Origin of the sequence: Microcoleus sp. T3_B1, assembly GCF_036700445.1 — a bacterium.
Lineage (GTDB): Bacteria > Cyanobacteriota > Cyanobacteriia > Cyanobacteriales > Microcoleaceae > Microcoleus.
The window spans coordinates 57,945-72,196 of the sequence record NZ_JAUBOX010000025.1; the positions used below are offsets into that span (position 1 = coordinate 57,945).

At 43.5% G+C, this 14,252-nt stretch carries 20 protein-coding genes; 12 read left to right on the forward strand and 8 right to left on the reverse strand.

What is annotated here, in order from left to right; genetic code table 11:
- The first annotated feature begins 192 nt into the window (after positions 1-192).
- Positions 193-486: an NAD(P) transhydrogenase subunit alpha gene (locus QT990_RS15665; protein WP_006633295.1), complete on the forward strand. Its 294-nt coding sequence runs from the start codon at positions 193-195 to the stop codon at positions 484-486.
- Complete coding sequence (locus tag QT990_RS15670; protein WP_333138589.1) at positions 483-1,892, forward strand: NAD(P)(+) transhydrogenase (Re/Si-specific) subunit beta; 1,410 nt, start codon at positions 483-485, stop codon at positions 1,890-1,892. Before QT990_RS15665 ends, QT990_RS15670 begins: the two co-directional genes overlap by 4 nt.
- A gap of 203 nt (positions 1,893-2,095) precedes the next feature.
- On the opposite strand, the gene QT990_RS15675 is transcribed toward QT990_RS15670, so the two are convergent.
- Both QT990_RS15675 and QT990_RS15680 read right to left on the reverse strand, forming a co-directional pair.
- A complete protein-coding gene (locus tag QT990_RS15675) occupies positions 2,096-2,458 on the reverse strand; it encodes a DUF5615 family PIN-like protein (protein WP_332947362.1) in 363 nt (120 codons plus the stop codon).
- Positions 2,458-2,799, reverse strand: coding sequence for a DUF433 domain-containing protein (locus tag QT990_RS15680; RefSeq protein ID WP_333138585.1), 342 nt, complete (start codon positions 2,797-2,799; stop codon positions 2,458-2,460). The genes QT990_RS15675 and QT990_RS15680 overlap by 1 nt, the downstream gene beginning before the upstream one ends.
- Before the next feature lie 111 nt (positions 2,800-2,910).
- Here QT990_RS15680 and QT990_RS15685 point away from each other — a divergent pair, with 111 nt between their 5' ends.
- Positions 2,911-3,390 (forward strand): helix-turn-helix domain-containing protein, encoded by a 480-nt coding sequence (locus QT990_RS15685; protein WP_333138583.1) that lies wholly within the window; start codon positions 2,911-2,913, stop codon positions 3,388-3,390.
- The gene (locus tag QT990_RS15690; protein WP_333101705.1) at positions 3,368-3,958 is read left to right on the forward strand and encodes a PIN domain-containing protein; all 591 of its coding nucleotides are present in this window, start codon (positions 3,368-3,370) and stop codon (positions 3,956-3,958) included. The genes QT990_RS15685 and QT990_RS15690 overlap by 23 nt, the downstream gene beginning before the upstream one ends.
- Positions 3,959-3,999: 41 nt before the next feature.
- Here QT990_RS15690 and QT990_RS15695 read toward each other — a convergent pair whose 3' ends face one another.
- Positions 4,000-4,170: a hypothetical protein gene (locus QT990_RS15695; protein WP_333465445.1), complete on the reverse strand. Its 171-nt coding sequence runs from the start codon at positions 4,168-4,170 to the stop codon at positions 4,000-4,002.
- A gap of 261 nt (positions 4,171-4,431) precedes the next feature.
- Here QT990_RS15695 and QT990_RS15700 point away from each other — a divergent pair, with 261 nt between their 5' ends.
- Positions 4,432-5,127, forward strand: a complete 696-nt coding sequence (locus tag QT990_RS15700) for a hypothetical protein (RefSeq protein WP_333465446.1) — start codon at positions 4,432-4,434, stop codon at positions 5,125-5,127.
- A 20-nt stretch (positions 5,128-5,147) separates the two neighbouring features.
- Here QT990_RS15700 and QT990_RS15705 read toward each other — a convergent pair whose 3' ends face one another.
- The 5 genes from QT990_RS15705 to QT990_RS15725 form a co-directional block, all read right to left on the reverse strand.
- Positions 5,148-5,462 carry a hypothetical protein gene (locus tag QT990_RS15705; protein ID WP_333465447.1) on the reverse strand — a complete coding sequence of 105 codons (315 nt, stop codon included), beginning with the start codon at positions 5,460-5,462 and terminating at the stop codon, positions 5,148-5,150.
- Between the two features lie 317 nt (positions 5,463-5,779).
- Entirely contained in the window at positions 5,780-5,980 is a 201-nt protein-coding gene (locus QT990_RS15710) for a type II toxin-antitoxin system HicB family antitoxin (RefSeq protein WP_333312806.1), read from the reverse strand.
- A gap of 87 nt (positions 5,981-6,067) precedes the next feature.
- A complete protein-coding gene (locus QT990_RS15715; RefSeq protein WP_333312807.1) occupies positions 6,068-6,289 on the reverse strand; it encodes a hypothetical protein in 222 nt (73 codons plus the stop codon).
- A gap of 82 nt (positions 6,290-6,371) precedes the next feature.
- Entirely contained in the window at positions 6,372-6,590 is a 219-nt protein-coding gene (locus QT990_RS15720) for a hypothetical protein (protein WP_333465448.1), read from the reverse strand.
- An 82-nt stretch (positions 6,591-6,672) separates the two neighbouring features.
- Positions 6,673-7,923, reverse strand: coding sequence for a hypothetical protein (locus QT990_RS15725; protein WP_333312809.1), 1,251 nt, complete (start codon positions 7,921-7,923; stop codon positions 6,673-6,675).
- Positions 7,924-8,070: 147 nt separating this feature from the next.
- On the opposite strand from QT990_RS15725, the gene QT990_RS15730 reads away from it, so the two are divergent.
- From QT990_RS15730 to QT990_RS15760, 7 genes are all read left to right on the forward strand, one after another.
- A complete protein-coding gene (locus QT990_RS15730) occupies positions 8,071-8,574 on the forward strand; it encodes a hypothetical protein (RefSeq protein WP_333465449.1) in 504 nt (167 codons plus the stop codon).
- A 33-nt stretch (positions 8,575-8,607) separates the two neighbouring features.
- Positions 8,608-8,955 carry a DUF433 domain-containing protein gene (locus tag QT990_RS15735; protein WP_333465450.1) on the forward strand — a complete coding sequence of 116 codons (348 nt, stop codon included), beginning with the start codon at positions 8,608-8,610 and terminating at the stop codon, positions 8,953-8,955.
- Positions 8,956-8,958: 3 nt separating this feature from the next.
- Positions 8,959-9,300, forward strand: coding sequence for a DUF5615 family PIN-like protein (locus tag QT990_RS15740; protein ID WP_333465451.1), 342 nt, complete (start codon positions 8,959-8,961; stop codon positions 9,298-9,300).
- A gap of 102 nt (positions 9,301-9,402) precedes the next feature.
- Positions 9,403-12,135: a protein-arginine deiminase family protein gene (locus QT990_RS15745; protein ID WP_333465452.1), complete on the forward strand. Its 2,733-nt coding sequence runs from the start codon at positions 9,403-9,405 to the stop codon at positions 12,133-12,135.
- Positions 12,136-12,329: 194 nt separating this feature from the next.
- Positions 12,330-12,500: a FitA-like ribbon-helix-helix domain-containing protein gene (locus QT990_RS15750; RefSeq protein WP_333465453.1), complete on the forward strand. Its 171-nt coding sequence runs from the start codon at positions 12,330-12,332 to the stop codon at positions 12,498-12,500.
- 287 nt (positions 12,501-12,787) lie between these two features.
- Positions 12,788-13,114: a DUF433 domain-containing protein gene (locus QT990_RS15755; protein ID WP_333465454.1), complete on the forward strand. Its 327-nt coding sequence runs from the start codon at positions 12,788-12,790 to the stop codon at positions 13,112-13,114.
- Between the two features lie 192 nt (positions 13,115-13,306).
- A complete protein-coding gene (locus tag QT990_RS15760; protein WP_333465455.1) occupies positions 13,307-14,230 on the forward strand; it encodes a hypothetical protein in 924 nt (307 codons plus the stop codon).
- Positions 14,231-14,252: the final 22 nt, after the last annotated feature.

The following is a 14,252-nucleotide window of genomic DNA, read 5'->3' on the forward strand; positions in this document are numbered from 1 at the left end:
CTGAAGAACTGATTAAATATCTCCAAAAAAGGCTTTTTTGAACAGGCAAGATGCCTGTTCCACAAGAATTATGGGAGATGTTTATTAGTCCTCTTAAGAGGACTTTTGCTATGAGTCAGGGAATTCATTCCCTGGCGGACTGGCGGACGCAACCGGGAACGAGTTATTTCCAATTACCAATTACCAATTGTTATGGCAGAAGGATTGATTGCAGGTTTAGTGGTGTTTACTCTAGCGTCGTTTGTGGGATTTGAAGTAATTAATAAAGTCCCGCCGACGCTGCACACACCTTTGATGTCGGGATCGAATGCGATTTCTGGAATTGCCGTTTTAGGTGCAATTCTGATTTCTGGCCAAGGCAATGTGACTGTTACTTCGATTTTGGGGACGATCGCGATCGCCCTGGCCACAATTAACGTAGTCGGCGGTTTCTTAGTAACCGATCGAATGCTGCAAATGTTCAAGAAAAAAGAGGTTAAAGCGTGAGCGATTTTCTGCCCAGTGGCATTCAACTAGGTTATTTAGTTGCCGCATCTTTGTTTATTATCGGTTTGAAACAGTTGGGTTCCCCTGCAACTGCGCGTCAAGGGAATGTGTTAGCTGCGATCGGGATGTTAATTGCGATCGTCGGTACTTTGCTGGAAAAGCAAGTCATCAGCTACGAATTGATTGCTGTCGGAATTATCATCGGTTCGATTTTGGGAACAATTATGGCAAAAACCGTCGCGATGACGGATATGCCGCAGATGGTGGGTTTGCTTAACGGTTTCGGGGGCGCGGCTTCTGCACTCGTTGCTGTGGGCGAATTCTGGCGCTATCTCAGCATCCCCCAATCGCCGACGCCTGATGCGACAATCACGATCCTTTTGGGTGTGTTGATTGGCGGAATTACTTTCACTGGTAGCCTTGTGGCGTTTGCGAAACTGCAAGAATTGCTACCGGGTGCGCCTATGACGTTTCCGCTGCAACAGCCGTTTAATGCCATGCTGGCGATCGCACTTTTAGCCGGCAGCGGTTATATGCTGTTTAACCCGGAGGATGTGCCAGTATTTCTGGCTTTGGTGGCGATTTCCAATATTTTGGGAATCATGTTTGTGCTCCCGATTGGGGGCGGCGATATGCCGGTGGTGGTGTCGCTGCTTAACTCTTATTCGGGGATTGCGGCGAGTGTGGCTGGGTTCATTTTGATGAACAATATGCTGATTATCGCTGGTGCATTGGTGGGCGCGTCGGGGATTATTTTGACGCAAATCATGTGCAAGGCGATGAATCGATCCTTGGGTAGTGTGCTGTTTAGCGCGTTTGGTAGCGGTGGCGGTAGTGCTGGGGCTGCTGGGGCTGCTGGTGATGCGATCGACAAAACTGTTCGCAGTATCAATCTCGAAGAAAGTGCGATGATGTTAGGCTATGCGCGATCGGTTGTGATTATTCCCGGCTACGGGATGGCTGTAGCGCAAGCACAGCACGCTGTGCGCGAGTTAGCCGACGGTTTGGAAAAAATGGGTGTTGACGTGAAATACGCAATTCACCCGGTGGCTGGGCGGATGCCGGGGCACATGAATGTGCTGCTGGCGGAAGCAAACGTGCCTTATCCGCAGTTGTACGATATGGACGATATCAATCCGCAGTTTGAAGAAACGGATGTTGCTTTGGTAATCGGGGCTAACGATGTAGTGAATCCGGCGGCGCGTCACGATACGGCGAGCCCGATTTATGGGATGCCGATTTTGGAGGTTGATAAGGCTAAGCATACGATCGTGATTAAGCGCGGGATGAGTGCTGGTTTTTCCGGTGTAGATAATGAGTTGTTCTACAAGGATAAGACGATGATGTTGTTTGGTAGCGCTAAGGATGTGGTTGCCAAATTGGTTTCTGAGGTGAAGCAGTTGTAGGATTTTTTAACCGCTGATGAAGGCGGATTAACGCTGATGATTAAACCCGGTTTCTTGTAGAAACCGGGTTTTTGTTTTGGGTTTGTATAGATGCTAATACTTCTCTTTCTTTCAGTCTCTTAGAGAGGGAATTCGTGTGACAAGAAGCAATTTTAATCGCCGAATTTTATAAAAAGATACTGCTATATTGTCCGCCCTGCGAATTATCTCAGTGGGATAAATTCAATCCTATCTTGATATTCATTTTCAAAAGATGCTCCCGCAATTTCAATTAACTCGTCAATCACTTGGCCCATATCTGCATTCAAGCGGATTGTGAGAATTCCTAAAACGTGGCGACCTTGGGCTGTATGATCTGACAAATGAACTGGCATTGAACGTCGGTTATTAGTAACGAGGATAAAGTTATTCTCCTCGCACCAACACAAGATTTCTGGATCTTTCGTTCCTTTAGGCGGAACACCTTCATCGCCAACCATCAAAACGACGATATCGGATTGATGATACAAAAGCTGCACCCGATATTCAGGGTCTATGTTTTCGTCTAACAGGTATTTAACAGTCATTAATGAACTCTATCCCGTTGTGTAGATATGTTCTTTTGTTCCTTAATTTGACGCATTTTCAAGACAAAGGGTGATGGATTGCGATCGTATTCAGCTTCAGATTTGAGGCAATATTCTAACCAATCTCCTACATATTTACCTACAGTTTTTGTATTTTCCAAATAGTAGAGAATGGTAGCATAAACTTGAGCCATAGTCACTGTCCGAAATTTTTGAGCTATGGCTTCTGGAGTTTGGCCGCGGTGGATGTATTCGTAGAGAATGTGTTCGATACCGACGCGGGTTCCTTTGATGCGGATATCTTCTGGTGTTAAAAATTCAAAGTAATCTTCTAATTGCATGATTTTCGAGCATTTTTCCTGTGAGTCTTGAGTGTATACTGAGTGTAACACATTGGCTACAAGCTTGAGTTGATACTATAATAGCATTAAACGAATTCAGGAAACATTTTCATGAAGCGGCAAAAAATACTCCTAGATCCAGTTTTACCGACTGAGGAAGAAACAATAGCTATCCAATTATTGGATAAAATGCTATGTCTCAAGAAAGAAAATGGTGATACTGAGAGATCCAAAGTAAAACTTGTGGAAGTTGGCGGGGAAGCGATCGCACTTCCTGAATCTCTCTATCAATTGTTGTGTCAAGCTGCACATTTAATGGCGGCTGGTAAAGCAGTGTCTTTAGTGCTAATTGAGCAAGATATGACTGTTGAAGAAGCTGCGACTTTGCTCAATGTGTCGCCACAATTTGTAGTCAAATTGCTCGATGATGGGGAAATTGCCTATGGAAAAGTAGGAAACCAGCGGCGGATAAGTTTGGCAAGTGCGATCGCCTATAAACAGCAGCGTAGTGTTAAGCGCCGTGAAATTCTCAAGGAATTAGCTGAGTTTAGCCAAGAAGAGGAATTGCATGAGACTAGAGTATACAGCTAGCAGGTTGATTCCTTATCCTGTAGTTTTGGATTCCTGCGTGATATTTCCTATGCACTTGCGTGATACGCTCTTCCGTGCTGCGGAGATTGGGTTGTATGATTTATATTGGTCGCAAGAAATTTTAGACGGTGCAACTCGCAATCTTGTTAATACTGGAAGGATGAAAAGTGAGAGGGCGGCGCGTTTTGAGGCTGCACTTAAAGAAGCTTTTCCTAATGCAATGGTTGAAGTTCCAGAGAATTTGATTCAACAGATGACTAACGATCCAGGCGATCGTCATGTCGCTGCGGCTGCGGTAGTTGCTAAAGCTGAAGTTATTGTTACATCCAACCTGAGAGATTTTCCACGAGAGTCTTTAAACCCTTGGGGAATTACGGCTATGCACCCCGATGTTTTTCTGAATCGTCTTTATGAGGTTGCACCGGATTTGATGGCTAATGTCGTCAGCCAACAAGTTGAGGATTTGAAAAATCCACCCCTGACTGTTGATGAATTACTTGTCAGGTTGAGGGAAGAAGTTCCGGTTTTTGCAGATAAGATTCAACGTTATTATGAAAATATTTCGTAAGTTGTAGTTAAGGGCGATCGCTATGCAGTCGATTTTTGACTTCAGAAGGATCTGCTGTCCCAAAAAATAGTTCCAACGCTTCGATCAGATTTCGTTCGTCGCGCTTCTTCTATATTGTCACCTTGGCTGGCAATATCGAGTTCCGGGCAAAGGGATACATATCCGTCGCCTTCTCGTTCAATAATTGCTGTAAACTGTTGTGTTGACTTCATAATTTGAAGTGGCGGACTGCCAAGCTCAAACAATTATAGTTTTACTTGAGATTATATCACATTTTTCGCTGTTCGGTGGAGACGGGCGATCGCCCTATACAATGCTAGCTTGGTTTAAATAGTCACGGGCGATCGGTGCTAGTCAAATATACCTGCGATCGGAGATTTTTTAAATATAATGAAATCCTAAAGAATTAATAGAAATGCCAAAATTGTACTAACATTAGAGCTAAAGTCAATTAAATTAAAAAAATTTCAACTATGTCAGATCAACCTTTTAATATCCGCCAACTCAATGACCTAGATTATGACGAAGCAGAACCACTCCTGGAAGATTATCAGGAAACGCTAATCGAGCTATTTGTCAATTCTCCCGAAGGAGAAGAATACTGTAAAACTTATCCAGACGTTGGATTTTGGATCTCGCAGTTCATTTATTACGGTTTCGGCTATGAAGGTTTTACGCTGCCTAGCATGAAAGTGGAAGATGTGGCAACTGTAGTCGAAGAGTTGTTTCCCAGGAAAGTGAGTTTGCTTTCGCCGGAAGAAGGTGAAAATGCTATCCCGGAATTATTGGCGTTCTGGCAATTTTTGAAGCGAGAATTTAAACTGCGAAATGCCACTTCAATTATCAAATACCTGCGGGATATCGAGCCGGAATTTAAGGAGATTATGGAAGATTCCTCTAAATTTGGATTTGCCAAATCCTTTGTAACTCTCGGTCATCAAGCAGGGTTTGATATAAGTACAAGGGAAGGTCTAACACAATTTCAGGAGATATATAATGCTAGCATTGCTCCTCTACTTGCAGCTAAAAACTCCGAGACATCGGGATTTTCCAGCCAACCGATAAGTGATAGTGCTGTCAATGAATCTAAAGCAAGTAAAGAAAAACAAAAAAAAGCCAAAAATACGGCGGCTGAATCGAGAAAACGCAACCGCACTAAGAAAAAATGAGGTTTAGCAAGTATCTATCCTCACTTCACTCTTCTTCTGATTCTTCTCAGCATCTTGTTAGCTTCTTCCCTCCCGCGAAACTTCCAAACTAATAAATAACACATCAAACAAAACCCGAAAATTCCTAACACGATCGCACTTTCTTCCGGTGAGTTGGTAGTTCTATCGAACTTCCCACTCTTCTGACTTGCTTGGATGTTGTTAGTTCGATCGACAGATCGCTCGCCCGCTTGCAAGTTAAAATTGTGTTGTTCAATCGCATTACTATTTTTAAATTTTCGATCTATTTCTTGAAATGACTTCGCCTGTTCGCAGCTTGTTAAGGATAATCCCATAAGGATAAAAATTAAGAAATAACAGGGCGATTTCACGATTTTTACTTCCATTTATGGAGAAAGCGACTAAATGAATATAAGACTGACTCGTGGGAAGGCAGAAACCGGGTTTTTTGCGAAAATACTTCGTATACAGCCACAAATTCCCTGAAAAACCCGGTTTCTTTGGTCTGAGTGCGCGGTCAGAAACCGGGTTTTTTGCGAAATACTTCGTACACAGCGACCGATTCTCTAAAAAACCCGGTTTATTTGGTCTGAGTGCGTAGTTCCTGCGAATAATTTCTACAATAGCGGTGTATGATTTTCGTAAGTTGTAGTTAAGGGCGATCGCTATGCAGCCAATTTTTGAATTCAGAAGGATCGGCTGTTTCAAAAAATAGTTCCAGCGCCTCGATCAGATTTTGTCGCGCTGCTTCTATATTGTCACCTTGGCTGGCAATATCAAGTTCTGGGCAAAGGGATACATATCCGTCCCCTTCTTGTTCAATAATTGCTGTAAACTGTTGTATTGACTTCATAATACTAGCTTTGAATATATAAGGGAGAACTCCAGTATCCAGTAGAAATTGAAGTTCTCCCTCGACGATCTAGTGTTCTTGACTCAATTAAGACTCAGAACCAGATGCTTCCTCCGATTTTAACGTATTATCTCCCTGACTATTCCAAGGTTGCAGTGGTTTTGCCGACTCCAAACCAGACCACCGCAAACCACCGACGATTTCATTAGTGCTAGGAAAATTGCCACGAGTCTTGTAAACATCCAGACTGAATGGTGTAAGTTCAGTCAACTCATTCATGTCTAGATCTTCGTGCTTTTGATTACTCATTTTTTACTCCTTTTTTGTTTTTTAACATCCGCCAATCCAATAAATGACTTGGATTGACGAATACTTTGACTTCGGCATCTGATTAAGCTATTGATCTTTCGCGCAAGTGAGTGTAGATAGATTGGGCTTTATCCCCCTTGCTATGCGAAGGTTGCAGTGGTTTTGCGGACTGCAAAGCCTTACCACAGTCCGTAATCTTACTGCTAGGAAAATTGCCACGAGTCTTGTAAACATCCAGACCGAATGGTGTAAGTTCAGTCAACTCATTCATGTCTAGCTCTTCCTGCTTTTGATTACTCATTTTTTACTCCTTTTTTGTTTTTTAACATCCGCCAATCCAATAAATGATTTGGATTGATGAATACTTTGACTTCGCCATCTGATTAAGCTATTGAGCTTTCGCGCAAGTGAGTGTAGATAGATTGCGCTTCTGGCGAAAGATTGCTATTTGGATAAGCAAGTTGATACCAATATCGACCAACTTCACGTAATCGCTCAGTTCCTTGACTTCGTGCTTCCAACTCTTGTTGATTAATTTTTTGGGCCGCAGCAATTAAAGCTGGTCTTAACTTAGTTAGTTCAAACTGATGAAGTATTCTTTGGTTGGGTTCTATACAAAATACACCAGCTTGATAAAGGGTTTGAAAAAACATTAATCCCACGGAAATTCGCAGAACACTTTGATCGGTTTTGATCGGATCTACATAAGCTCTATATCCATAATCAAAAAATCTCAGCGCAAATACACTAAATGCGAATATATCTGCTTGATAAGCGGTCAAGTCAAGATGTTCTGCCCACCGGATAGCATTAAGACAAGCACGAAATTCCTCTACAGCCTCATAAAGTAGACAACTCTTGGATTTATCTAATGGCCAACAACCAGCAAAATGACCTCGATTGTGTCCCTCCATGTGCACAAGTGAAAATAGTTTTACTTGCTCTTCCAAGAGCGACTTGTCTGCTTCTCGCAATCCATAAATAACTTTTGATGCTCTGGTAATTGCAGTCTTGAAATTCTGTTCAATAACAGCAGCATTGATAACGTACCGTCTATCGAAGGCTTCAGCATCTCCATTACTGTCTTTAAAATCTCCATTACTGTCTTTATAAGCAACTTGCAAAACAGCAAAATCATCAACTTTGTTGGTACTTTCAACACCCTGAGACACTACTGATTCACTAAAGTCAGATACTGCAATTGGCTCAATAAACATAACTGGCTTTGGCTCATTCCTGCACATGAGTATTGAGTCATCACGTACTCTAGCACTTGCGAGATCAAACTTAAGACGTACTTCTGAAACCTCGGATGAAATTCGACCTATCATCCACGCATAGCGCTGATTATTATTAATTTTTACAGGAGCTATCCATGCAACAGGTTGTTGATATGTAACTGGTAACTCTAATAAATACTCATTTAATATTCTATTGTCACCCTCGATCGAGCATATTAGTGCATGACAAAGGTTGTCAGGAAGATCGATCGCCTCGATGCGCTGAATCAAAACTTGTTCTGTTAAGCTATCTGACAAACGGAACAAGTTCAGTAGTTCTTGCCATTGCGTCTCTAATGCAGTAATCATCTTGCTTGGGTACTGAATAGTGCAGGGACTTTTTGTAATTTCCATATAGTAGACTTTCTCTCACAATCTGAAAAGCGGAAAAAGACGGATCTTTTGTAACTTTTGATGTACAAGTCGGATCTAGACGGATATGGACGGATCTAGACGGATAAAGTCGGGTATAATACTGCCAGTTCTCTCACCTCTATGCTGATGGACATTCACGAGGTATTGCAATTTGTAGATAAAGTTGTCTATGCCAAGACAGGCAAACGTCTAAATGACTTGCAGCGTGGAATTATTGAGGGAACACTGAAACAACAAAAGTATTCTGAGATTGCAGATACTTATCGTCTTACACAAGGTCACGTTAAAGATGTGGGTTACGAACTTTTACAAATGTTATCTAATGCCTTTGATGAACCTGTTGATAAAGGTAATCTTAAATCTGTCCTAGAACGGCAAGACAATCTGAATATTTCGGATTGTAGTTTTGGTAATAACAACATTATTGGCTATATCAACGTTTGTTCCGATCGCCCCACTGCTACCCCAGATGAAAATCAGCCTAAAACTCCTGACTTTCAGCAGACAAAAGATGAAGCAAAAATTGAAACAATTGGTAAGTTACGGCAGTTTGGCTTGAGCGACGAGCAAATTGCAGAGGTGCTGCGGCTAACCTTGGAAGAGGTTCAACAGGTGGATAAAGCGTTATAATCTAACTAATATCAAATCCGAGCGATCGCACTTATGACTATACAAGAATTAGAAACTCAAGTCTTAACCTTAAATCCGGTTGATAAAGCTAAACTAATCAGCATCCTCACTCAAACTTTAACCAACGGTTCTCTAGGCATTAAAAAAACTCCCGGTGTGTGCGGAGGCGATGCTTGTATCGGCAATACTCGCATACCAGTTTGGTCACTGGTGTGCGATCGACGTTTAGGTGCTTCCGATGGTATCATCCTAGAATCATTTCCAGATCTAACCGCCGCTGACTTGGTAAATGCGTGGGCTTATGCTGATGCTTACCCAGAGGAAATTGAACAGGCAATTAGAGAAAACGATGAAGTTATGGAAGAAAGCGAGGTTTATTAAAAGTTGGCACGTTTTTACACAGATGAAAACTTCCCGCTAGCAGTGGTAGAATTACTGCGGGCTTTGGGTCACGATGTATTAACAGCGAGGGAAGCAGGGAATGCAAATCTTCAAATTCCTGACGAAGATGTGTTAGCTTTTGCTGCGAGCAATTCCCGAACAGTTTTAACGCGCAATCGCCGTCATTTCATGCGATTACACATTCAAAACTCTGACCATAGTGGTATTGTTGTTTGCACGGAAGACCCAAATTTTGAAAGGCTGGCGACGCGAATTAATGATGCTATTTCGGCGATCGAGACTTTGAACGGTAAATTGATTCGAGTTAACCGTCCTTCGACATGAAAAAAAGCCGATCGCCCAAACCCATCCTACAAATCTTACAATTAAATCCCCCATTGCTCCCAAGATTAGGTAAAATTATTGGCGTGTCTGAGGATAAACTATATGCGCTTAGTTAAATATATTGCGATCGCCATTATCAATGGTTTCGGTGTCGTCATCGGTATTATTTGGGTTGCAGTCCCCACAACAGTGGCTCAACCTTCCCTAAACTACCAACTCGCACTCTCTGGGCGACAGTCAGAGGGCGAAACTCCGCAATCCCTTTCCGAACTCTACAAATTGCGCGATCGCCTGAAAGTACAATTAGATAACCTTGCCAAAACTTCCGACAGCGCCCCGTTTCCTGGTGAACTTTGGAAATCAGCAATCCACCGCCAGCAATCCGAAACTCTGACGCAGCAACTCGAAAACGTTCAAAGTCAGATTCAAATAGAACAAAGAGCCAAATATAATTGGGACGATGCTGCTAAATTAGCCGCCCAAGCAGTAGTAATTGGACGCAATTCTAATCCTTCTTCTGCTACTTGGGAAGAGTCCCAGCGGCTGTGGCAGTTGGCTATCAATACGCTGCGACTCATTCCTCACGATTCTTTTTTGGCCGATCGGGCGATCGACAAAACCATCGAATATCAAGGAAACCTCAGTGTCGCTACCTATGAAATGCAAGTCGCACGTTCTGTTGAGAAAATTAGAGCCGAGGAAGAAGAGATAAGAGAGCGAGCCCGCAAAGAGCAAGAGAAAAAAGAATTTGCTCGTCGAGAAATAGAGAGAAAAGAGCAAGAGAAAAAAGACCGGGCTAGAAAAGAACTGGAAAGACAAGAATTTGAAAAGCAAGAATTAGCCAGAAAAGAACTTGAAAGGCAAGAATTAGCCAGAAAAGAACTGGAAAGGCAAGAATTTGAAAGGCAAGAATTAGCCAGAAAAGAACTGGAAAGGCAAGAATTTGAAAGGCAAGAGTTAGCCCGACAAGAACTTGAAAAGCAAGAATTAGCCAGGAAAGAACTTGAAAGACAAGAACTTGAAAAGCAAGAATTAGCCCGCAAAGAACTTGAAAGACAAGAACTTGAAAGGCAAGAGTTAGCCAGACAAGAACTTGAAAGGCAAGAGTTAGCCAGACAAGAACTTGAAAGGCAAGAATTAGCCAGACAAGAATTAGCCAGACAAGAACTTGCAAGACAAGAGTTAGAGAGAAATCAGCAAGCAACTCCTCAACCAACTCCTGAATCAACTGTAACACCAACCCCCACCCCAGTTACACCCGCCGCGTCGTCGCCGAACTTTTTCTTTGCGGGAGATACCAACCGAGATGGCCAAATTAACCAGCAAGACGACGCCGGAAAAGAACAATGGTCTTTGTCCAAGGGCGCGCTAATTTTATTTAACGATCGCAATAACGATCGCGGCAAGATACCGACTTGGAAACAAACCAAAGTTAGTGCTCCCCGCCGTGCAGCAATGCTTTCTCAAGTTAACTTAACACTGTCTGAAAGCTTCAAAACCTCTCAGTTATTTATCACGGCTGATAGCATTGCCAGCCCTCACATCAGCGTTTTCCAAAAGACGGGCGACGGCTGGCAACCTGTAGATATATCCGGTGCTAAACCTCTAGTTTTCAGCACCAATATTGTTTTAGGCGTCGAAGCAAAACAATTTGCCGATCGCAACTGGAACGGCACTGTTAATCTCAAAGCAACTGCCCAAAACAACGGTCAAGAAATCGCCTCCACAACAATCCAAATGGGCGTTAGTCCTTGGATGATAGCGCCCAATACAGCACCAGTAACCGAAGTTCAGGTCAGCGACAGAGGCGCGGTAAACAGCGAATTTATCTCGCAACTAAAACAAGCAGTAGAACCCACGGGCGCTAAAGTAAAAATTCTCCAGGGCGATCGCACTTGGATGCAAGATACCCAGAAAAACGGATACGTTCAACTCCCAGAAAAATCCGAAATACGCCAGTTTAATGTAGCCATAAAAAGCAATAGCGAGCCAGACAAAAACCAGCCTGCTAAATCACCTCAAGACCGGAATTTGAAAGTATTTAAAATTGGCACTCGTCGCTCTGAAGACCCTGTAAGTCAGTGGTCTGACGGATACGGCAATTTGCAGGTGACGCCGCCGATTCCCGGACACCCAATGGGTCGAGTTTATTACGGAAATTCGGGAAATGCTAGTTTTAATCCAGAGGTACTTGATTTTATTCAAGCTCAAAGAATTCAAGGGCCGCCAGTGGATATTGATACTTCTTGGCTTTTGACTCGCCAAGTCGATGAAATTATCAATTTTATTCCCACTCAAACTCCCGGACAATATGTAATGGCGATCGCCAGTCCCGAAGCCGGAGTTAAGCTGTTGGAAGAATTGGAGGGAAGAGGTTACGGCGATGTGGCGATCAATCGTGGTTTGAGCACTCAAACAACTGTCAGCGCCGCCTTGAAAAACCGCGCTTTAATTCAACACAATCTCTATTTGCAAAATCAGAAACTTAATCCGATTATAGAGAAGTTGAAAAGAGAGTTTTTACTCGGAGACGACCAAATTGTTCAAGTTCCGGCGATGTTTGGCTACAGCGGTTATGCTTGGTGGCCAAATATGGTCAATTCGGTGCCAGTTAACGGCAAGTTGTTAGTTTCAAATCCGCGCGGGCCAATGATTGACGGTGTAGATTACACTCAGGAAAGATTGCGCCAACTCCTGCTTCCTGCTGGCGTCAGCGTTAGTTTTCTGGATGATAGGTATTATCAAGAATTGAAAGGAAACGTGCAGTCGGCGACGAATACTGTGAGGAAGCCAGAAGAGCGGCCTTTTTGGCAGTCTTTGCCTAATAATTACTAAGTGGGAATCGGGAATGGGGAATCGGGAATCGGGAATCGTGAATCAGGAATTTGTAGGGGCGGGTTCACCAACAATACTCGCCTGTAACGAACAATCTCGTAAACCCGCCCCCACCCAACAGTAAATCTCAATATACCTCCTAAACCCGCCTCCCTATGCTAATATTTAGCAAAACTATGCTAGGAGTTTAACAGATGGCTACCCTACAAATAGAAAATATACCAGAGGAATTGTATACGAGGCTGCAAGAGTTAGCCGCGGCTCAAAACCTCTCGATTACCGCGTTTGCGATCGCCATTTTAGAAGCCGAGTTGTCAACAGAGACAAAACCCCTCTCAGGAAAAGGTAAAAACTCTGTAACATAAATATTGGCAGAAATCAGCCGTCGTCGCGAGTCTCGTCCGGCGAATATGGGGATGATACTAGATAGTACCGCTTTAATTAGAGAGGAGCGTGACAAATAATATCTTGCACCATTTTTATGAACAGGCTTTTCGGCCTGTTCCACAAAAGTACCATTTTTATGAACAGGCTTTTCGGCCTGTTCCACAAAAGTACCATTTTTTTGTCGGGTGGTTTATTTTTACCAGTAAAAAGCTCGATCGCTATAATAGAGATACGACCTTCCCAGCAGCCAAACTCCTGATTAACTATGACACTAAAAGAATTAGAACCGCAACTGCTTTCCCTGACTCCGCCTGAGAAAGCTCAAGCAATACAGATATTAGCTCAAAGTTTAGCCCACACCTGGCAGGGAATTGAAAAAACTCCCGGTATAGTCGGCGGTAATGCCAGGATTGCAGGGACTAGAATTTCTGTTTGGGGATTGGTAGAGTCTCGTCGATTAGGTGCAACTGATGCTCAACTTTTAGAAGATTATCCGCATCTTAGTGCTAGCGACTTGAAAAATGCCTGGGCTTATGCTGAAGCATTTCCTGACGAGATTGAAGCAGTAATTAAGTTGAACGATATAGACTAATATCATGGCAGGTTTGTATGCAGATGAACAATCTTCCTTCTAACTTTTGCCTGACGCTAGATAATTAATCCGTGTATCCGTGTCAAAATCCGTGTCGTGCCTTCTTCATTCTGCTAGATAATTTCAGTGCAGGCGATCGCACCAGTAACGTAAAATGTCTAAAAGCGGTCTTTGTAAAATAAATTTAGCCCCATGAGCGACGAACAGGAAAAAAAACAAGTTTTGACTCAGCAACCGGAAATAATTTCCCCTGCCAGCGATGACTTCGATCGCAGTGAAATTGCCAGTAACGATTCAACTTCCGCATCAGCAGAAACTCCCGCAGAAATTGCCGCCCCCGAAGATATTTCAGCGCCAATCGACGAAGCCGAAACAATTCCAGTGGCAGCCGATATCGCGCCGGAAACAACACAACTTGCAAGTTACCCGCCTCCAACAATTCCAACTGCCCACCCCGAACCAAAACCAGCTCGCTCGTGGCAAATCTTAGCAGTTTTTCTCAGCGGAATCTTAGTCGGTTCCGTCCTTAGTCTCGGCAGTTTGCTAGCGTGGAGAATGTATCAGGAAAGAGCGAACCTTCAAATCAAACTACCCGCTGACGTACCCCTCCCCGAAAGCCCTTCGCCTGTCACAACAGCGCCCGTCAACCGTCGGCCCGGACTTCCCCCAGCCCCTGGAAATGGACAGCCTGCCACATTCCCTCCGTCGCCCCGTCCCACTCAAATCCCCTCTCTGTCTGCCGTTCCGCAACAAGCTTCCCCCTCGCCGTCGCCGTTGTCGTTGCCTTCTCCTTCTCCTTCTCCCGCTGCGGTTGAAACCCCTGTAACCGAGCGAGTTTACTTTCAAGCTGGTGCTACGGGAACTACTCTGAGCAATAGTTTGCGAGCCAACATATCCAGGCGCTACTTACTGGAGTGCAATAGCGGCCAAAGCATGACAATAAAGGTTCAAGAAGGTCAAGTTAGCGCCACAATTATTGCTCCTAACGGTGAAAATTTAGGTACTGCTGATAGCACAGGTCAGTGGCAAGGTCAACTAGCCAGTAGCGGCGATTATACTATTGAAATTTCAGGCGATCGCCAAGCAAACTACCAAGTTAAAATTGAAGTCAAATAGCAACTATAATTGTATCAGGGGG